The sequence below is a fragment of the Caballeronia sp. LjRoot29 genome (assembly GCF_964252755.1).
GTDB lineage: Bacteria > Pseudomonadota > Gammaproteobacteria > Burkholderiales > Burkholderiaceae > Caballeronia.
Genome location: NZ_CAXUPU020000004.1, coordinates 76,430 through 93,995, shown reverse-complemented (window position 1 = coordinate 93,995; position 17,566 = coordinate 76,430). Strand labels below are relative to the sequence as shown.

Here is a 17,566-nt window from a genome sequence, read left to right as displayed (position 1 = left end):
CTGACAGTAAAACGCTTCGCCCCGTACGCTCTCGGGCAAGCACTATTGCTCAGGAATCCGTACTGCATCACGTATATTTTAGATTGCAAGTCTTTGGCGGGTACGCAGTTGTTAGAAATGCATATTAATTTGGAGACCGGTTTTCCGCGGATAGCGCGGGGCGCACCTTGGGCAGGTTCAGTCACTGGTGGCGAAGCGTGGGGTATCCGTGTTCGGAGAAAGAGGGGTTCACACATCCGTGGCTCTGGCGAGCACCGTGCTTTTGGGGCACCCATGAATCAAAACTGCACGCTGTGGACACTTAGGGTAGAGCCGTTAAAAGCGCTTTCTTTGCTTCGTTTCTTTGTCGCTTTGGACAAAGAAATGACGCGCCGCCACGCGCAGTGGCTAATAGAGCAAAAGAAATGAGCCAACACTAAACCCGCGAGTACCTAGAAAGCAGCAACCCGGCATTGACTCCGACCGCTAACGCCAGAACCCGTGCAACCCGGCAATGAACCAGACCGCGAACGCAGAACCCGTGCAACCCGGCATTGACCCCGACCGCTAACGCCAGAACCCAAAAAAGGCCAACCCGCTAACCCCCAAGCGCCAGCGCCCCGCCCTTCCCACTTAATCCAGAAAATCGCAATTCGCCTCAACAAACGCGGCCAGATCAAGCGAATGCTGGCGCACCAGCCTCTCGACCAATTCGGTATCCCGCGCTTCAAGCGCCTCGATAATCCTCATATGGTCCTCAATCGAGCGCGCCGCCCGATCACTCTGCGAAATCGTCATCTTCCGGATCGCGCGCACGTGCACGAAAATATTCTTGATCGTATCGAAGATGATCTGCGACTTGCTCAACTGCACAATGGCCTGGTGAAAGGCAATATTCGCCTCCGAATACTCCTCAATATGCTCGGCCGGCGCCTGATTCTGAAAATGGTCAAACATATGCCGCAACGAAACAATCTCCGCATCCGTCGCGCGCTGCGTCGCAAGCCTCGCCGCCATGCTTTCCAGCGCGGCCCACATGTTGATCATCTCGACAATCTCGTGCTTCGTCTTCCGCACGATATAAATCCCACGCCGCGGCACCGTGCGCAGAAACCCTTCCTGCTCAAGCAACGTCATGGCTTCGCGAATCGGTGTGCGACTCACGCCCAACGCCTCGGTCAAGTCTTTCTCATCCAGCCTGATCTCTTCCCGCGAACGATAAATATCCGCCTCGGAAATGGCCTGGCGCAGCCGCGCATACGCCTGATCCCGCAACGATACCGTCGCGTTGATCGGCGCCAGCGAAAGCGTCACGCCAGCAGGCTTACCTTCCCCACGCGGCTCAAGAAGACCGGCCGGTGTTGCAGCAACTTCAGTATCAGATGGCATTGATGGTTTGATGTCCCAGGTTCCGCGCGCCCGTCGTCGCCCGTGTACCCGTGCCGCCGCTCTGGTCATCCGCCGTCAAACCAGCGTACCGACCGTTCTCCTGCGCGCGCTGCAACACGTCTTGCGGCAACGCCGATGCCAGTGCAAACGTCACACCCACACCACCCGCTACCAAGGCAATCCCGATCACGACTAATAAAACGATGCTCATTTCCGGCTCCTAGTGGTTTACTCCAAGAGCCTTCAGTATATGTTGCGTCGCAATGCGACGCAACATATTTCGTATGTGATATATCAGAAACAACAACCCTTCTGTGTTCGCAGTTTAAGCGGCTTTTTGCGAACGCGTGAAGGATTCAATCGTTTTGATACTTGGCTTGGCGGTGCCTTGGTTGACGCCTTCCCGCAGCTTGATGAGCGCCAGGACGGCATCGATCATCGGCGTGTCGACGGCAAGCTTCCGGCCGATTTCCTGCACGACGGTCACAATTGGATCGATTTCCATGGGCCGCCGTGCTTCGCAATCCATCAGCATCGAGGTCTTGTGCGCCCCGACCGCAGCCGCGCCGTTGATGCGCTTCTCCACATCGACACGGAAATGAACGCCGAGTTGTTCCGCAATGCCCTGCGCCTCTTCCATCATCTGGCGTGACAGCTTGCGTACGGCCGGATCACTGGTGAGGACATCGAGCGTGGCGCCCGTCAGCGCGCTGATAGGGTTGAAACACAGGTTGCCCCACAGCTTCAGCCAGATCTCGTCGCGGATGTTGTCGCGCATCGGCGCTTCCATGTCGGCGGCGCTCATGATGTCGTGGAACGCCTGCAGGCGCGGCGTCACCAGCCCGCTCGGCTCGCCGATGGGAAACTTCTTGCCATACACATGACGGATCACGCCGGGTTCCGCAATTTCGGCGGCGGGAATCAGCACGCAGCCTATCGCCCGTTCCGGTCCGAGCACTTGCCATTGCCGGCCGCCCGGATCGACGCTTTCCAGCGTGGTGCCGGCCAATGCGCCGCCGTGCTCATGGAAATACCAGTACGGCAGGCCGTTCACTGCCGTGACCACCGCGGTATCCGGCCCCAGCAGCGGCTGCATCAAGTCGACTACGCCCGGCACCGAATGCGCCTTGAGCGCAATCACCACGTAATCCTGTGGCCCGAGCTCCGCGGGATTGTTCGTGCAGCGCACCTTGACGGTGTGCTCCGCGCCATCAATCTGCAAGCGCACGCCGTTTGCCTGCATGGCGGCCAGATGCGGCCCCCGTGCGACGAAACTGACATCCGCTCCCGCCCGGGCAAGCAGCGCCCCCATGTAACCGCCGATCGCACCGGCGCCGTAAATGCAAATTTTCATTGTCGTCTCCTGGACCATTCCATCTTCTGATATACAACATATTAGATTCAGTATTGGATAACTGCCGCGAAAGCGCAAGAAAAAAGCGCGACTCTTTTTCAAGGAGCCGCGCTTCGAATACTCAGCGGATTTCGGTCAGGCGTGTGCGGTTTGCAGCGGCTTATGTTCCTCATCATAGGACGAAACGACGTGCGTCCAGATACGCGCTGCCTGCACCGGCAACGTACGGTTTTTCCGCTTCGCGAGCGCAACGGTTCGCGTCACCGACGGCCACAGCGGCACTGACTGAACCAACGCCTGCGCCGACGCTGCGCCTGCGTGCATCGGCTGGATGCCGATTCCCAGTCCCGCCGCGACCATGTGCTCGACGCTTGCGGCCTGCGTCAATCGTTGAAGCCTGACGTTCGACGCGCCGTGTTCATCGAGCGAACGCGCGATGACATCGAAACTGCCGGCGCCGTCGTCAAGAACGAACAGACTCGCGCCGCTCAGGTCGCGCCATCGCACCGTGGCATGGGACGCCAGCGTATGACGCGCCGGCACGATCGCACACACAGGATCGGAGAACAGCGTTTCCGTCGATAAATCGCGTAGATAGTTAGGATCGCTAATATCAAGCGGACCGGTCAGCACACCCATGTCGGCATCGCCGGCGCGCACGAGTTCGAGCACCCTGCCCTGCGGCGCATCATGCAACGTCAGCGCGATATTGGGGTAGCTCGCCCGGCATGATGAAAGCAGCGCCGGAAGCACCGAAGCGACCAGGCTGGAACTGCTCGCAATGGACACCACGCCGTTTTCGACCGTAGAAACCTGCTGGCCAAAACGTAGCGCCACTTCGAGTTCATCGACCAGTAACGCAATGCGGGGAAGCAATGCGCGGCCCGTATCGGTGAGAGCGACCTGCCGCGTCGTGCGGTCGAACAACCTCAGTTCGAGCAGGTCTTCCAGTTCCCTGATGCTGCGGCTCGCCGCCGACTGCGTGACGCCGAGCGCATTGCCGGCCTGCGTGAAACTCCGATGCTGCGCAAGGATCACGAACAAGCGTAACTGCTGCAGCGACACGCCCGACGACTTCAATCCTCCCTGTCCCTGCGCGGAATCAGTCTGGCTTCGAGTCATTGTGCCGACGAGTTGCGCGGGGTTTCTGTCCAGGCTGTCTGAAACCTGGCGGCGTCGAGCCGGCTCGACTCGGCAACCGTGTTATCGATCCAGCGCTTTCTCATCGGCGCGAGCACGAATTTCGCGCACAAGCCTGCAGCAATCGAAACAGTCGCTGTTACGATGAACACCGCGTCCCACGAGCCGATGGCCGACAGCACCGAGGCGAGCGGTACCAGCATGGAGGCCGTACCCTTCGCCGTGTAGAGCGTACCGGCGTTGGCGGCGGCGTATTTGCTGCCGAAGGTATCGGCGCACGTGGCCGGGAAGATCGAGAAGATTTCACCCCAGCACAGAAACGTCACGGCTGCGAAGAACATGAACAGGTACGGGTTGTGGCCGAACTCCATGAGGCCGAGCAACGCCACGCCTTCGCCGATAAAGATGAAGAACATGGTGTTCTCGCGGCCGATCTTGTCGGAGATCCAGCCGCACAGCGGACGCGTGAAGCCGTTGCACAGGTTATCGATCGACAGCGCCATGGTCAGGAGCGGCAAGGTCACGCCGAGCAGGTTGACCGGCATCTTGGCGAAGCCGTATTCCTTAGCGATCGGACCGAGTTGCGCAGTGGCAATCACACCACCCGCCGCCACGAACACGAACATCATGTACAGCACCCAGAAGAGCGGCGAGCGCACCATCTGGCCGGTCGTGTAGTCGATCTTCGATGCCACTACGCGCTTGGCCGGAACGGCATAAGCCGGCGGCCTCGGACGCACCAGCAGCATGCCCAGCAACAGGATGCAGACGCCCTGGAAGATGCCGAAGAACACGAAGGTGTGTTCGTAGCCCGAGCGCTGGATCATGTTCGAGATGGGGATGACCGTGACCGCCGCGCCTGCGCCGAAACCTGCTGCTGTCAAACCGGCAGCGAGGCCGCGCTTATCCGGGAACCACTTGAGCGCGGTGCCTACGCAGGTGCCGTACACGCACCCCGCGCCCACGCCGGCAATCACGGCTGCAATGTAGAGATGGATCAGGCTGGTTGCGTTTGCATCGATGATCCAGCCCAGCGCCGCGCAGATCGAACCGCCGATGACGACCGGCCGCGGACCGAATTTATCGACGAGCCAGCCTTCGAGCGGCACCAGCCAGGTTTCCGTGACGATGAAAATGGTAAACGCCGTTTGAATCGCTGCCTGGCCCCAGTGATGTTTCGCATCCATGGGGACTACGAACAAAGTCCACGCGTACTGCAAGTTGGCGACCAAGCCCATGCAGATAATGCCGATGGCTAGCTGAGCCCACCGATTGTTATGCAATCCCATTTTGGGCTGACCAGCGGCCGGTGCCGTCGCTGCGTTTGCCATGTCTGTCTCCGTTATGTTTCAGCGCTCGTGCGGCGCGTAATCAGCTTCTTCATCGACAGCTTCGCCAATGATTCAATCGACTGCGGCACACCGTGGGTTGCTCACCGGTGTGAAGGGACTTGGTCGGTCAGGAAACGTGTTCGTGGCGCCGTTGGGCGGATACGGCCATGCCCATCCCCCAGGCCGTAAAAAGTAAAAGCGATTAAAAGCGGTGAAAGAAGAATCATTTTTGAAGCGATTCCCAATGTGCGATGTTCTTATAGGGATGACCCTGACTTCTGCCTTCTCCCCGCGTGCACCTTACGAAACTACCGCACGTTGAAAGCATCCTGCGACAGAAAAACGATTAGGGAAAGTTAGAAAAATTTATTGTATAAATACAGGATCGTTTATAGGTGGAGATCCGCCATGATGCGTAATGCGACGCTCAGGCAACTGAAAATATTCGAAACGGTGGCACGGCGGCTCAGCTTTTCCCGCGCCGCCGAAGAGCTCTACCTCACCCAGCCGGCCGTCTCCACGCAGGTCAAGCAACTTGAGGAGCACGCGGGACTGCCGCTGTTCGAGCAGCTCGGCAAGAAGATCTACCTGACATCTGCCGGTCAGGAAATGCTTCACCACAGCCGCGCGATCCTCGAACAATTTCGGGAAGCTGACGACGCCATGGCCCGGCTCAAGGGTATTTCCGGGGGCACGCTGAACGTGGCTGTGATCAGCGCCGGGGACTATTTCTTCCCTCGCCTGCTGGCCGAATTCACCAAACGCAATCCCGACGTCAAGCTGAACCTCGCCGTTCATAACCGCGAGGAATTGCTGCACCAGCTCACCGACAACCTCACCGACCTCGCGATCATGGTTCGCCCGCCGAAGGACATGGACACCGAGAACGTGTCGTTTGCCCCGCATCCCTACGTGATCGTGGCGCCGCCTGATCATCCGCTGGTGGGCAAGAAGAACATTGCGCTGGAGTCGCTTGTCGACGAGCCGTTCATCGTCAGGGAGCGCGGCTCCGACACCTGGAATTCGATGGAGGAAGGCTTCGCGGGACGGCTCAAGCCGCTGAACATCGCGATGGAAATCACGAGTACCGAAACGATCAAGCAGGCGGTTATCGCAGGCATGGGGATCAGCTTCCTGTCGGCACATACGGTCAGCATGGAGTTGCAGATCGGGCGGCTGGCGGTCCTCGACATTGCGGGTTTTCCCGTGATGCTCAACTGGTATCTCGTGCATCGTCATAACAAGCGGCTTCCGGCAGTGGCGATGGCGTTCAAGCAATTCCTCATCGACGAAGGGGCGGCGCAAATCTCGGCCATTACACATATCGGGTAAACCATCTATTAAGTATCTTTAATAGTCAGGCTAAAAACAAGTGACTATCGTATATGGATGGTTCTTTCTATCCTGCAGTTAAGCCAAGCAGCCCACATCACGCTGCCCGTCATGCTTAATTAGGAGACGACCATGAACCGTTCACAAGCCACGATCGCCGATGCGCGCGAACTCCAGACTCAGCTTTGCGCCTACAACAGCGCCTTCGAAGAACTTGACCTGATGTTCCGCTGGGACGTCGAAACGCTTCAGTCGCTGGCGCACGCTGCAAGCGATCAGGCGCGCATTGAGCAGTACATCGAAGCGCATTGCCCCCACTTGCTCAAGGCGTACAGCGCGGAATTCCTCTGCCAGGCCATCGTGGACAGGAAAAACGCGTATTACGAAGCGTGCCGTGCAACGACCATCGCCCGGGCCGACGACACCCGCGGCGCACGCATGTGGCGCCCGGAGTGCGACAGCCCCCACGCTAAAGCCGCTTGATACTGAATGCATAGAGTTAATCGCGCCTGAGGTCATGCCTCAGGTACCCAGCATCAGCTTATGAGCAACTACTAAGCTCTCGAAAGGGGCGGGTTAATCAACCCGCCCCTTTCTTGCATCCTGCTCATTGCGCCAAAGACACCCACACGCTCTTCGGCTCCGTGAAGTTCTCGATAGCCACGTCCCCATGCTCGCGGCCAAAGCCCGAATCGCCTGAGCCGCCCCACGGCAATCTCACATCGGTATAACCGTACGTATTCACCCAGACAGTGCCCGCCTTGAGCGCCGACGCCATCCGATGTACTCGTCCTATGTCCCTGCTCCACACGCCCGCTGCGAGGCTGTACAGCGTCCCGTTGGCAATGCGCACGGCGTCTGCTTCATCGTCGAAGGGAATCACGCTGACCACCGGCCCGAAGATCTCTTCCTGCGAGATGCGCATTTCGTGCTCGACATTGGCAAACACTGTGGGCTCGACAAAATAGCCTCGCTCGCCCCATCGCCTGCCACCGGATACCACTGACGCCCCTTCGCTCTTTCCAATGTCCACGTAGTCGAGCACCGACTGCATCTGTTTCGCGGAAATAAGCGGTCCCATCGACGTTTCTTTCTGCGATGGATCACCCAGCGTGATCGACTTCGCACGCTGCGCCAGACGTTCGACGATCTCGTCATACACCGGTCGCTGGACCAGCACCCGAGAGCCCGCCGAGCACACCTGCCCCGCGTTGAAAAAGATCCCCGACGCAGCCGCGCGTGCGGCCTGATCGAGGTTGGCATCGGCGAAAATGACGTTGGCGGACTTGCCGCCGAGTTCGAGCGTGACGCGCTTGAAGTTGACCGCCGCACCCTGCAGGATTCCTCGTCCAACCGATGGCGAGCCCGTGAACGTGACCTTGTCCACGCCGGGATGCGCGACTAGCGCGTCGCCCACCACGGAGCCCTTGCCGGTAACAATATTCAGTACACCTGGCGGTACGCCTGCTTCCAGCGCCAGGCGTCCCAGCATCAGCGCCGATAACGGCGTCAGCTCCGCAGGCTTGACGACCAGCGTGCAGCCGCACGCAAGCGCGGGCGCGATCTTCCACATGCCGATCATCAACGGGAAATTCCACGGCACGATCGCCGCGACCACGCCGACCGGTTCGCGGACGGTATAAGTCAACGCGTCGGGGCGTGTGGGCACCACTTGTCCATTGATCTTGTCGCACCAGCCCGCGTAATACGCGAGGGTGTCGATAGCGGCCGGTACATCCTGGCGCCGCACGCCGGAGATTGGCTTGCCGGCGTCCAGACTTTCTACCGCGGCAATTTCATCCTGATGCGTGCGCATCAGTTCGGCAAAGCGCATCAGGATCCGGCCGCGCTCGGATGCCCTGATTGCATTCCACGGCTTCAACGCGGCGCGCGCCGCTTGCACCGCACGGTCGACATCAGCCGCCGTGCCCTGGGCGACGCTCGCTATCTGCGTCTCAGTCGATGGATCGATGATGCTCGAATACGCGCCGCCACCGGGCGCCACTGCTTCGCCACCAATCAGCAGCTCGTAACGTTTCACGTCCGCTTGGGCGGTCATTGTTCTCTCCTTTTACCGTAATGCAGTCCCGCGCGTCGTCCCGGGTTTAGTCCCTGAGTCCGGATCACGCGCCGGATTTTGCTTCGAGTTCAGCGAGGCGCTTGTGCAGGTTTCGTTCTTCAGTGAAGCGGCTCGTTTCATCGCGTATGACGGCGACAATGCCGGTCACACTCTTCTCCGGGCCCGCTGAATGCAGCAGCGCGACCGTGAATGCGATCGATAAAGACCGGCCGTCCTTGTGCACGGCCGGCACGCGCAGCACGTCGTGTCCGTAGCGGGTCTCACCGGTCGCCATGGTTTTTTCATAGCCGCTCCAGTGACGCCCGCGCAAGCGTTCGGGGATGATGAGGTCCAGCGAATTGCCCAGCGCTTCTTCAGGCGTAAAGCCGAACATGCGCTCGGCGGCGGGGTTCCATAAAGTGATTGCGCCGCTGGCGTCGGAGATGACGACCGCGTCGCCGATCACGTTGATCAGCTGCTCGAAATCGATGGGGGGGGTTGTCTGCGCGGCGCTATTCATGATTGAAATGGCCTTTCTATTCAGGTAGCGATTCTTGCCGCGCCGTGGGTCCATCAAGGCCATCCACGGCGCCGCACTTTCGTGCTTGTTTCGCGCTTATTCCGCGCTTACTTCACGTTTCAAACGGCTTGTTGCTTATGCAAGTTGGCGATTTGCGCGCTGCTGTAACCGAGGCGCTTGAGCACTTCGTCCGTATGCTCGCCCAGTAACGGCGATGCAGTAATTTCCGGCTTCATGTCCGAGAACTTGATCGGGCTGCCGACCGTCAGATACGAGCCACGCTCCTTGTGGGGAACTTCAGTAATCGTACCGCTTTCACGCAGCGACGGATCGTTGGCCAGTTCTTTCATCGTCAGCACCGGCGCGCACGGAATATCGAACTTGCGCAGGATGTCCACCGCTTCGAACTTGGTTTTATCGGCGAGCCATTCTTCGATCGTCTTGAAGATGTCGAAGATATGCGGCTGACGCGCCGTCGCCGTGTTGTAGTTCGCGTCTTCAATCCACTCAGGTTTGCCGATCGCGCGGCAAATCGGCGCCCACGCGTGACCCTGGATCGTGAAGTAGATGTACGAGTTCGGATCGGTTTCCCAGCCCTTGCATTTCAGCACCCAGCCCGGCTGACCACCGCCGCCGGCATTGCCGCCTCGCGGAACCACATCGCTGAATTCGCCGTGCGGGTATTGCGGATATTCCTCCAGGTAGCCCAGCCGGTCCAGACGCTGCTGGTCGCGCAACTTCACGCGGCACAGGTTCAGTACGCTGTCCTGCATCGATACAGCGACCTTCTGCCCCTTGCCCGTCTTGTCGCGTCCAATCAGCGCCGTCAGGATGCCGATGGCCAGGTGCATACCCGTGTTGCTGTCGCCCAGCGCGGCCGCGCTGATGGTCGGCGGACCGTCCCAGAAGCCGGTGGTCGAGGCCGCGCCGCCTGCGCACTGAGCGACGTTTTCGTAGACTTTCAGGTCGTCGTAATGGTGGCCGTCGCTGAAGCCTTTCACGGAAGCCAGGATCATCTTCGGATTCAGTTCCTTGATGTACTGCCATGGGAAACCCATCCGGTCGAGCGCGCCCGGACCGAAGTTTTCCACCATTACATCGGATTCCTTAATAAGTTTTTCCAGGACTTCCTTGCCTTCCGGCTTCTTCGTGTCGAGCGTGAGCGACTTCTTGTTGCTGTTGAGCATCGTGAAATACAGTGCATCGACGTCCGGGATATCGCGCAATTGCGTGCGGGTAACGTCGCCCGAACCCGGGCGTTCCACCTTAATTACATCGGCGCCAAACCACGCAAGCAATTGCGTGCAGGCGGGACCTGCCTGCACGTGCGTGAAGTCGATAATCTTGATTCCCTCAAGTGGCTTGCTCATGGTTGCTGTCTCCTGACTCACTGGCTAAAGGTGGGTGACTCATGTTCTGGCTGCGGCATCGGCGGCGCGGTTTGACAAGACCACCGATGCCCGCGGTAACGTCCAAGCGGATTACTTTTTCATCGCCGTGCTTTGCGGGTTCAGATTCGTCAGGCGGCCGCTTTCAGTACCGGCGGCTTCATCGATAACCGCATTGATGAGCGTCGGCTTGCCTGACGCAATGGCTTCCTGCAGTGCCGCGGTCAGCTCTTCCGGCGTCGTCGCATGCCGGCCGATACCGCCGAATGCCTCGATCATCTTGTCGTAGCGCGCGCCCTTGACGAACACCGTCGGGGCAACGTCCTTGCCGCCGGTCGGGTTCACGTCGGTGCCGCGATACACGCCGTTGTTGTTGAACACAATCGTGCAAACCGGCAGGTCGTATCGGCAGATCGTTTCGAGTTCCATGCCGCTGAAGCCGAACGCGCTGTCGCCTTCAATGGCGACCACCGGCTTGCCGCTCGTGACCGCCGCACCAATCGCGAAGCCCATGCCAATACCCATGATTCCCCACGTACCCGAGTCGAAACGCTTACGCGGCTCATACATGTCGATGATGCTGCGGGCGTAGTCCAGCGTGTTCGCCCCTTCGTTGACCACGTTGATATCCGGGCGCGTTTTCAACACGTCGCGGATCGCGCGCAGTGCGCTGTGAAAATTCATCGGCGAAGGGTTCTTGGCCAGCGTCGCGGCCATCTTCTCCAGGTTCTTGTTCTTGCGTTCGGAGATTGCGCCAGTCCATTCGGTGCTCGGCTTCGGGAAGCTTGCATCGATGCCATCGAGCAACGCCGACACGCAGGAACCGATATCGCCGATCACCGGCGCGGCGATGGCCACGTTGCTGTCGATTTCCGTCGGCGAGATGTCGACCTGGATGAATTGCTTGGGCGCTGCGCCCCACGTCTTGCCCTTGCCGTGCGACAGCAGCCAGTTCAGGCGCGCGCCGATCAGCAGCACGACGTCGGCTTCCTGCAGCACAAAGGAACGCGCGGCGGACGCCGATTGTTCGTGCGTATCGGGCAACAATCCCTTGGCCATCGACATCGGCAGATAAGGAATGCCGCTCTTTTCCACGAGCTCGCGAATCTGCGCGTCGGCCTGCGCATAAGCCGCGCCCTTGCCGAGCAGGATCAGCGGACGCTTCGCGCCCTTCAGCACATCGAGCGCGCGCTTGACCGAGTCAGGCGCCGGCAGCTGGCGCGGCGCTGCGTCGATTACACGTACGAGCGACTGCTTGCCCTTCACGGCGTCGATAGTCTGCGACAAGAGTTTCGCCGGCAAATCGAGGTAGACACCGCCGGGACGACCCGACACGGCGGCACGGATCGCACGCGCAATGCCGATGCCAATGTCCTCCGCGTGCAGCACACGGTAAGCGGCCTTCGCGTACGGCTTCGCGGCGTTGAGCTGATCCATTTCTTCGTAGTCGCCCTGCTGCAAGTCGACGATCTCGCGCTCGCTGGATCCGCTGATCAGGATCATGGGGAAGCAGTTGGTGGTCGCGTTGGCCAGCGCCGTCAGGCCGTTCAGGAAACCCGGCGCAGAAACCGTCATGCAGATGCCCGGCTTTTGCGTCATGTAGCCGGCGATGGCCGCCGCATTGCCCGCGTGCTGCTCGTGACGAAAGCCGATAAACCGCATTCCTTCAGCTTGCGCGAGGCGCGCCAGGTCGGTAATGGGGATGCCGACCAGCCCGAAGATCGTGTCGAGGTCATTCAGTTTCAGTGCATCGATGACCAGATGGAAACCGTCGGTCGTCGCCGGTGTCTCCTGCTTCGCTGTTTCGGCTGCAGTGGCGGTCTGCGGGTGGTTCAGTACTTCTGCCATAACGTCTCTCCTCCTTGGCTGGCGTTGCTTGGTTTGTGATATACAATATTCCACACACAGTATTAGTCAAGTGGATTTGTTTGAGGCGTCGAGAGTGGTGCGGTGCGATTCGCTCGAAAACGCTAGCGCTACGGTAGATTTGCCGTTTTTTTTGCTGCGATGCGATGAGGGAGGTTTAAGCGGTACCGGCGGTTTCGCGGCTGGAAAATGCGGTGAATGCGAGTGGTGCTGGGGACGTGCGGCGCGATTAAAAATGTCGTGCGCGAGGGATGGGATTACCCGCTCTTTGAACGTGGAAAGAGCGGTATGGATCGCCAATCCAGGTTAGATCGGCGGCGCGGTTTTTGCTTGGACAGGGCGCGATGAAGCGCGACTGCCTACTAAGAAGGAAGCGCTGGAATTGTCACTTCCCGTGCTGACTGATACTAAAACTGAAAAACCATATCGGCCTGTCCGCGCGTCGTATTAATGAGCGCCGCGTTCACTTCATCGCTTCGCTGGACCCATTCGCGAGCGGCGTCTTCATCGCGGCCAAACTGCACGTGGCGCGCGATGAGCCGTTGCACACGCAATTCTTGATCGACATCGACAAACCAGGCTTCGTCGAGCAAAGGGCGAACGGCCTTCCATTCGCCTTGCTGCAACAGCAGATAGTTACCTTCGGTGATCACCAGCGGCACGTCCGGCATGACCGGAATGGCCCCGGCAATGGGCTCCTCGATCTCCCGGCGAAACATGGGGGCATAGATCATCTCGTCGTGACGCTGCGCCCGCAGGCGCGCGAGCAGCGCGACATAACCGGCACTGTCGAATGTATCCTCGGCGCCCTTGCGGGACGCGCGGCCAAGACGTTCGAGTTCGATATTTGCAAGATGAAAGCCGTCCATCGGCACGACGACCGCGCGCCCCGGCAAGGCTTCCAGGATGGCCTCCGCCAGCGTTGATTTGCCCGCGCCCGGCGCACCCACCAGCCCGAGGATGCGACGCTTGCCATCCGCTACAAGCTGCTCCAGTCGTACAAGAAAACGGTCTTCGATCATCGGCACTATCCTGTCGTGGTTTATGTTTTTACAGCGCCCAGTCCGCCACTATCCGCGCATCAATACTGACCCCGCCGCATACAACGATCACGACGTCGTGCGCGTTGGCAATCGCCGGATGATCAAGGTATCCGACAGCAAGCGACACCCCGCAAGCCGGCTCCACAAGCTGCCGATGGTCATCGGCGAAACGCGTCACGCCCATGATCGCGTCTGCGTCGGACAACACAACCGACTCGTGCGGAAACTGCTTGATCGCATCGACTGGCCAGCTCGCCACCTGAAGCGCAGCAAGCGACTTTGCGATGCTGTCGATGCGATCCAGTTTCACCGGATGCCCTGCATCGAGCGCCGCGCGAAAGGAAGCCGCGCCCGTCGTCTCGCACGCGATCACGCGACAATCCGTGCGGCCATGGCGCAACAAACCCGTCAGGATACCTGCAAGCAGACCGCCCCCGCCCACGCTGGCCACGACCGCGTCCACTTGCGGCAGGACGGAGATAATCTCGTCGACCATCGTGCTATGTCCTTCCCATAACACGGGGTGATCGAAGGCCGGAACGTACTCCACTTCATCCGATGCCGACAGTGCCAGCGCATGCTCGTTCGCTTCGTCCCAGACATCGCCATGAATGATGACTGTTGCACCGAGCGCGACGATACGCTTCCGGGTGCTTTCGGGGGTCGTGGAAGGCACTACGATCTCGGCCTGCATGTCGAGCAGGCGCGCGACAAACGCGGTTGCAAAACCAGCGTTGCCGCCCGACGGGCACACCACACGGAGTTTGCCGGCCGCTTTCGCCCGCGAACACAGCAAGCCCATCCCGCGCATTTTGAACGAGCCGCCAGGCTGCAGGTTTTCGAGCTTCAGCCAGATGCGGCGCGTGGATGTAGACAGTCCGGGATGCAGGATCAACGGGGTTTCGATGTGCAGCAAGATCAGTCCTTACAAACGGGAATTCCGGGGGACCAGACGGTTGCCATGAGGGCCGCGGCTGGATTCGAGTTTGCTAGTTTATTGCAGTTATCGCGACATTGTTCGCGCAATGATCGAACGCCGAGGTGATCGCGAGCCGGGGATAACGACCCGTTAGCCGTGGCGTGTCTCGCTGTCGAGATGGGCCATTTGCGCGGCCGCGTAACGGTCGCCGGCAGCAGCGCCCTTCGGCACGGCGTATTCGATTGCGCTGAGTTCATCCGGCGTCAGCACAACGTCGAGTGCGCCGAGCGCTTCCGTCAACCGGTCGCGCCGCCGCGCGCCGACCACCGGCACGATGTCGTCACCCTGCGCCGCGACCCACGCAATCGCGATCTGCGCCACCGACACGCCCTTCGCTTCCGCAATCCGCCGCAACGCTTCGACCAGTTGCAAGTTCCGTTCGGCGTTTTCGCCCTGAAAACGTGGGCTATGCGCGCGGAAATCGTTGCCAGCCAGATTTTGCGCCGCTTGCCAATGACCGCTGATCAGCCCCCGCGACAACACGCCGTAAGCCGTCACGCCGATGCCGAGTTCGCGGCACGTCGAGAGAATATCGCCTTCGATACCCCGAGAAATCAACGAGTATTCGATCTGCAGATCGGCGATCGGGTGCACGGCAGCCGCGCGCCGGATTGTTTCGGCGCCGACCTCGGACAGGCCGACGTGACGCACATAACCTGCTTTCACCATCTCGGCAATCGCGCCCACGGTGTCTTCAATGGGCACGTTGGGATCGAGTCGCGCGGGACGATAGATATCGATGTAATCCACGCCGAGGCGCTGCATCGAATACGTCAGGAAGTTCTTCACTGCGGCCGGCCGCGCGTCATAACCCACCCAGCCGCCAGCCGGATCGCGCAACGCACCGAATTTCACGCTGATGATGGTCGCGTCGCGTTTGGTTTTCGCACCCTTGAGCGCTTCGCCGATCAACGCTTCGTTGTGGCCGCTGCCATAGAAGTCGCCAGTGTCCAGCAGCGTGATGCCGGCGTCGAGCGCGGCGTGAATCGTGGCGACGCTTTCGCTCCGGTCGGACGGTCCGTACATGCCGGACATGCCCATGCAACCGAGTCCAAGCGCCGATACGCGCGGCCCCGTCGCGCCAAGTTGCAGATGCTTCATATCAAGTCTCCTGAGGTCAGGCGTCGCGTGATTGCGAGCGTTGGAGAGAGTATGCGAGGCGTTTTGTCGTGCGACAATCCGATCCTCACAGCACGGGCTGTACGAAAAAACGCACAATGAACGATCCCGATCTCTCCGATCTCAGCGCTTTTGTAGCCATCACCAAGGTGCGCAGTTTCAGGGAAGCGGCGCGTTTGCGCGGCGTCTCGGCGTCCGCGCTGAGCGAGGCGATTCGCCGCCTTGAAGCGCGGCTTGGCGTGCGTTTGCTCAATCGCACCACCCGCAGCGTGACGGTCACGGAAGCCGGACAGCGCTTGCTGGAACGGCTGGGGCCGGCGCTCGGCGAGATTGCCGGCGCGCTCGACGCCATCAACAGTTTCCGCGACAGCCCGACCGGCACCTTGCGCCTGAACGTGCCGACTATCGTGGCCATGCATGTGCTGCCGCCCATCGTCGCGCGGTTTCTCGCCGCGCATCCGGGAATCACGCTGGAAGTGGTGTCGAACGATACGTTTATCGACGTGCTGGCAGCAGGTTTCGATGCCGGGATTCGCTACGACGAACGGATCGAGCGCGACATGATCGCGGTGCCCATCGGCCCGCGCACGCAGCATTTCGTGGCGGCGGGCGCGCCGGCCTATTTCGCGGCGCACGGATGGCCGAAACACCCGCGCGATTTGCTGGAACACGCGTGCATCGGGCATCGATTCGCGAGCGGCGTACTGGCGGCGTGGCGCTTCGAGCACGGCAGCGAACAGGTTCGATTCACACCGGACGGGCCGCTGGTGGCGTCCGTCATGGAACTTGAAGTGGGCGCCGCGACCGCGGGCCTGGGCATGATCTATACGTTCGAGGAGTTCTTGCGGCCGGCAATACAAAGCGGCGCACTCGTGCCCGTGCTGCACGAATGGTGGGAGAGCTTTTCCGGACCGTTCCTGTATTACCAGAGCCGCACGCACATGCCCGCGCCGTTGCGCGCGTTCATCGACTTCATCAAGGAAGAATGAACGCGCGTGGCGATTACCGTTCGGAGAAAAACGCCCGGACCGCTGCCAGTGCGTTTTCCACCGCCGCGCTGTCCACGTCCAGATGCGTGACCCAACGCTGTTTCGTCGCGCTGTATGCCGACGTAATGCCAATTCCACGCGACGCCAGATGTTCCTTGAAGTCAGCGGCAATGGCGCTGTCGACTTCCACGAACACGATGTTCGTGTCCGGCATCGTCACCTTCAATTGTCCGTACGACGCCAGGCCTTTCGCCAGCGTGGCCGCGTTGGCATGGTCATCGGCGAGACGCGCCACGTTGTGCTCCAGCGCGTACAGCCCGGCCGCCGCGAGAATGCCCACCTGCCGCAAACCGCCGCCGACCATCTTGCGCGTGCGCCGCGCCTTCGCGATCAACGGCGCGCTGCCGACCAGCACCGAGCCAACCGGCGCACCCAATCCCTTCGATAAACACACAGATACCGTATCGAAGGAACGCGTCAGCGCGGCAACAGGCGTGTTCAGCGCCGTTGCGGCATTGAAGATCCGGGCGCCGTCCAGATGCGTGGCAAGACCGTGCCGACGCGCCAGCGCCGTCGCCGATTCCATGTACTCCTGCGACAAAACCTTGCCGCCGATCGTGTTCTCCAGCGCCAGCAACCGCGTGCGGGCGTAGTGCGAATCGTCGGGCTTGATCGAGTCTTCAATCTCCGCTAGCAGCAGCGAACCATCCGGCTGATTGTTCAGCGGTTGCGGCTGGATGCTCCCCAACACCGCCGCGCCGCCTGCCTCCCAGCGGTAGGCATGCGCCTGTTGGCCGACGATGTACTCGTCGCCACGTTCGCAATGCGCCATCAGCGCGACCAGGTTCGATTGCGTACCCGAGGTCAGGAACACCGCTGCTTCCTTGCCGAAGCGCTCGGCCATCACGGCTTCCAGTTGCGTGACGGTGGGATCGTCGCGGAAAACGTCGTCACCGACCTCCGCCGATGCCATCGCGGCGCGCATGGCCGGGCTGGGTCGCGTGACGGTATCGGAACGGAAATCGTGCTGGATCGGGGTGCTCATTGCGGCTCCTGGTGGGTGGAGCGGGTATTTTGC

16 protein-coding genes are annotated in these 17,566 nt (G+C 60.5%); 3 read left to right on the top strand and 13 right to left on the bottom strand.

The genetic code is table 11. The features are described from left to right. Positions 1-612: 612 nt before the first annotated feature. From ACSQ83_RS06215 to oxlT, 5 genes are all read right to left on the bottom strand, one after another. Positions 613-1,293 carry a GntR family transcriptional regulator gene (locus ACSQ83_RS06215; RefSeq protein ID WP_414966735.1) on the bottom strand — a complete coding sequence of 227 codons (681 nt, stop codon included), beginning with the start codon at positions 1,291-1,293 and terminating at the stop codon, positions 613-615. 64 nt (positions 1,294-1,357) lie between these two features. Further along, a complete protein-coding gene (locus tag ACSQ83_RS06210) occupies positions 1,358-1,579 on the bottom strand; it encodes a hypothetical protein (protein WP_414952876.1) in 222 nt (73 codons plus the stop codon). A 114-nt stretch (positions 1,580-1,693) separates the two neighbouring features. Further along, positions 1,694-2,722: a 2-dehydropantoate 2-reductase gene (locus ACSQ83_RS06205; RefSeq protein WP_436227535.1), complete on the bottom strand. Its 1,029-nt coding sequence runs from the start codon at positions 2,720-2,722 to the stop codon at positions 1,694-1,696. A 135-nt stretch (positions 2,723-2,857) separates the two neighbouring features. Further along, positions 2,858-3,844: a LysR family transcriptional regulator gene (locus tag ACSQ83_RS06200; RefSeq protein ID WP_414966695.1), complete on the bottom strand. Its 987-nt coding sequence runs from the start codon at positions 3,842-3,844 to the stop codon at positions 2,858-2,860. Then, the gene (gene oxlT / locus ACSQ83_RS06195; RefSeq protein WP_414952873.1) at positions 3,841-5,193 is read right to left on the bottom strand and encodes an oxalate/formate MFS antiporter; all 1,353 of its coding nucleotides are present in this window, start codon (positions 5,191-5,193) and stop codon (positions 3,841-3,843) included. The genes ACSQ83_RS06200 and oxlT overlap by 4 nt, the downstream gene beginning before the upstream one ends. A gap of 411 nt (positions 5,194-5,604) precedes the next feature. Here oxlT and ACSQ83_RS06190 point away from each other — a divergent pair, with 411 nt between their 5' ends. Both ACSQ83_RS06190 and ACSQ83_RS06185 read left to right on the top strand, forming a co-directional pair. Continuing rightward, on the top strand, positions 5,605-6,525 hold the full coding sequence (locus ACSQ83_RS06190) for a LysR family transcriptional regulator (RefSeq protein ID WP_414952932.1): 921 nt from the start codon (positions 5,605-5,607) through the stop codon (positions 6,523-6,525). 132 nt (positions 6,526-6,657) lie between these two features. Continuing rightward, positions 6,658-7,008: a hypothetical protein gene (locus ACSQ83_RS06185; RefSeq protein WP_414966696.1), complete on the top strand. Its 351-nt coding sequence runs from the start codon at positions 6,658-6,660 to the stop codon at positions 7,006-7,008. Between the two features lie 124 nt (positions 7,009-7,132). Here ACSQ83_RS06185 and ACSQ83_RS06180 read toward each other — a convergent pair whose 3' ends face one another. From ACSQ83_RS06180 to ACSQ83_RS06150, 7 genes are all read right to left on the bottom strand, one after another. Next, positions 7,133-8,584: an aldehyde dehydrogenase family protein gene (locus ACSQ83_RS06180; protein ID WP_436227534.1), complete on the bottom strand. Its 1,452-nt coding sequence runs from the start codon at positions 8,582-8,584 to the stop codon at positions 7,133-7,135. Positions 8,585-8,648: 64 nt separating this feature from the next. Continuing rightward, on the bottom strand, positions 8,649-9,104 hold the full coding sequence (locus tag ACSQ83_RS06175) for a PAS domain S-box protein (RefSeq protein WP_436227687.1): 456 nt from the start codon (positions 9,102-9,104) through the stop codon (positions 8,649-8,651). Positions 9,105-9,223: 119 nt separating this feature from the next. Then, on the bottom strand, positions 9,224-10,474 hold the full coding sequence (gene frc, locus ACSQ83_RS06170; RefSeq protein WP_436227533.1) for a formyl-CoA transferase: 1,251 nt from the start codon (positions 10,472-10,474) through the stop codon (positions 9,224-9,226). A 111-nt stretch (positions 10,475-10,585) separates the two neighbouring features. Next, positions 10,586-12,340 carry an oxalyl-CoA decarboxylase gene (gene oxc, locus ACSQ83_RS06165; RefSeq protein ID WP_414966699.1) on the bottom strand — a complete coding sequence of 585 codons (1,755 nt, stop codon included), beginning with the start codon at positions 12,338-12,340 and terminating at the stop codon, positions 10,586-10,588. A gap of 425 nt (positions 12,341-12,765) precedes the next feature. Beyond that, on the bottom strand, positions 12,766-13,380 hold the full coding sequence (locus ACSQ83_RS06160; RefSeq protein WP_414966700.1) for a nucleoside/nucleotide kinase family protein: 615 nt from the start codon (positions 13,378-13,380) through the stop codon (positions 12,766-12,768). Positions 13,381-13,408: 28 nt separating this feature from the next. Then, positions 13,409-14,317 carry a pyridoxal-phosphate dependent enzyme gene (locus tag ACSQ83_RS06155; RefSeq protein WP_436227532.1) on the bottom strand — a complete coding sequence of 303 codons (909 nt, stop codon included), beginning with the start codon at positions 14,315-14,317 and terminating at the stop codon, positions 13,409-13,411. 153 nt (positions 14,318-14,470) lie between these two features. Then, positions 14,471-15,481 carry an aldo/keto reductase gene (locus ACSQ83_RS06150; protein ID WP_414952866.1) on the bottom strand — a complete coding sequence of 337 codons (1,011 nt, stop codon included), beginning with the start codon at positions 15,479-15,481 and terminating at the stop codon, positions 14,471-14,473. A gap of 116 nt (positions 15,482-15,597) precedes the next feature. Between ACSQ83_RS06150 and ACSQ83_RS06145 the strand changes: the two genes are divergently transcribed. Further along, positions 15,598-16,488 carry a LysR substrate-binding domain-containing protein gene (locus ACSQ83_RS06145; RefSeq protein WP_414952865.1) on the top strand — a complete coding sequence of 297 codons (891 nt, stop codon included), beginning with the start codon at positions 15,598-15,600 and terminating at the stop codon, positions 16,486-16,488. Between the two features lie 13 nt (positions 16,489-16,501). Here ACSQ83_RS06145 and ltaE read toward each other — a convergent pair whose 3' ends face one another. Next, the gene (ltaE, locus tag ACSQ83_RS06140) at positions 16,502-17,533 is read right to left on the bottom strand and encodes a low-specificity L-threonine aldolase (protein WP_414952864.1); all 1,032 of its coding nucleotides are present in this window, start codon (positions 17,531-17,533) and stop codon (positions 16,502-16,504) included. Between the last annotated feature and the right edge of the window lie 33 nt (positions 17,534-17,566).

Excerpts from the sequence above, each read along its gene's own strand:
- ltaE (WP_414952864.1), bottom strand. The coding sequence starts at position 17,533 with ATGAGCACCCCGATCCAGCACGATTTCCGTTCCGATACCGTCACGCGA.
- ACSQ83_RS06145 (WP_414952865.1), top strand. The coding sequence starts at position 15,598 with ATGAACGATCCCGATCTCTCCGATCTCAGCGCTTTTGTAGCCATCACC.
- ACSQ83_RS06175 (WP_436227687.1), bottom strand. The coding sequence starts at position 9,104 with ATGAATAGCGCCGCGCAGACAACCCCCCCCATCGATTTCGAGCAGCTG.
- ACSQ83_RS06150 (WP_414952866.1), bottom strand. The coding sequence starts at position 15,481 with ATGAAGCATCTGCAACTTGGCGCGACGGGGCCGCGCGTATCGGCGCTT.
- ACSQ83_RS06205 (WP_436227535.1), bottom strand. The coding sequence starts at position 2,722 with ATGAAAATTTGCATTTACGGCGCCGGTGCGATCGGCGGTTACATGGGG.
- oxlT (WP_414952873.1), bottom strand. The coding sequence starts at position 5,193 with ATGGCAAACGCAGCGACGGCACCGGCCGCTGGTCAGCCCAAAATGGGA.
- ACSQ83_RS06210 (WP_414952876.1), bottom strand. The coding sequence starts at position 1,579 with ATGAGCATCGTTTTATTAGTCGTGATCGGGATTGCCTTGGTAGCGGGT.
- ACSQ83_RS06190 (WP_414952932.1), top strand. The coding sequence starts at position 5,605 with ATGCGTAATGCGACGCTCAGGCAACTGAAAATATTCGAAACGGTGGCA.
- ACSQ83_RS06180 (WP_436227534.1), bottom strand. The coding sequence starts at position 8,584 with ATGACCGCCCAAGCGGACGTGAAACGTTACGAGCTGCTGATTGGTGGC.
- oxc (WP_414966699.1), bottom strand. The coding sequence starts at position 12,340 with ATGGCAGAAGTACTGAACCACCCGCAGACCGCCACTGCAGCCGAAACA.
- ACSQ83_RS06200 (WP_414966695.1), bottom strand. The coding sequence starts at position 3,844 with ATGACTCGAAGCCAGACTGATTCCGCGCAGGGACAGGGAGGATTGAAG.
- frc (WP_436227533.1), bottom strand. The coding sequence starts at position 10,474 with ATGAGCAAGCCACTTGAGGGAATCAAGATTATCGACTTCACGCACGTG.
- ACSQ83_RS06185 (WP_414966696.1), top strand. The coding sequence starts at position 6,658 with ATGAACCGTTCACAAGCCACGATCGCCGATGCGCGCGAACTCCAGACT.
- ACSQ83_RS06160 (WP_414966700.1), bottom strand. The coding sequence starts at position 13,380 with ATGATCGAAGACCGTTTTCTTGTACGACTGGAGCAGCTTGTAGCGGAT.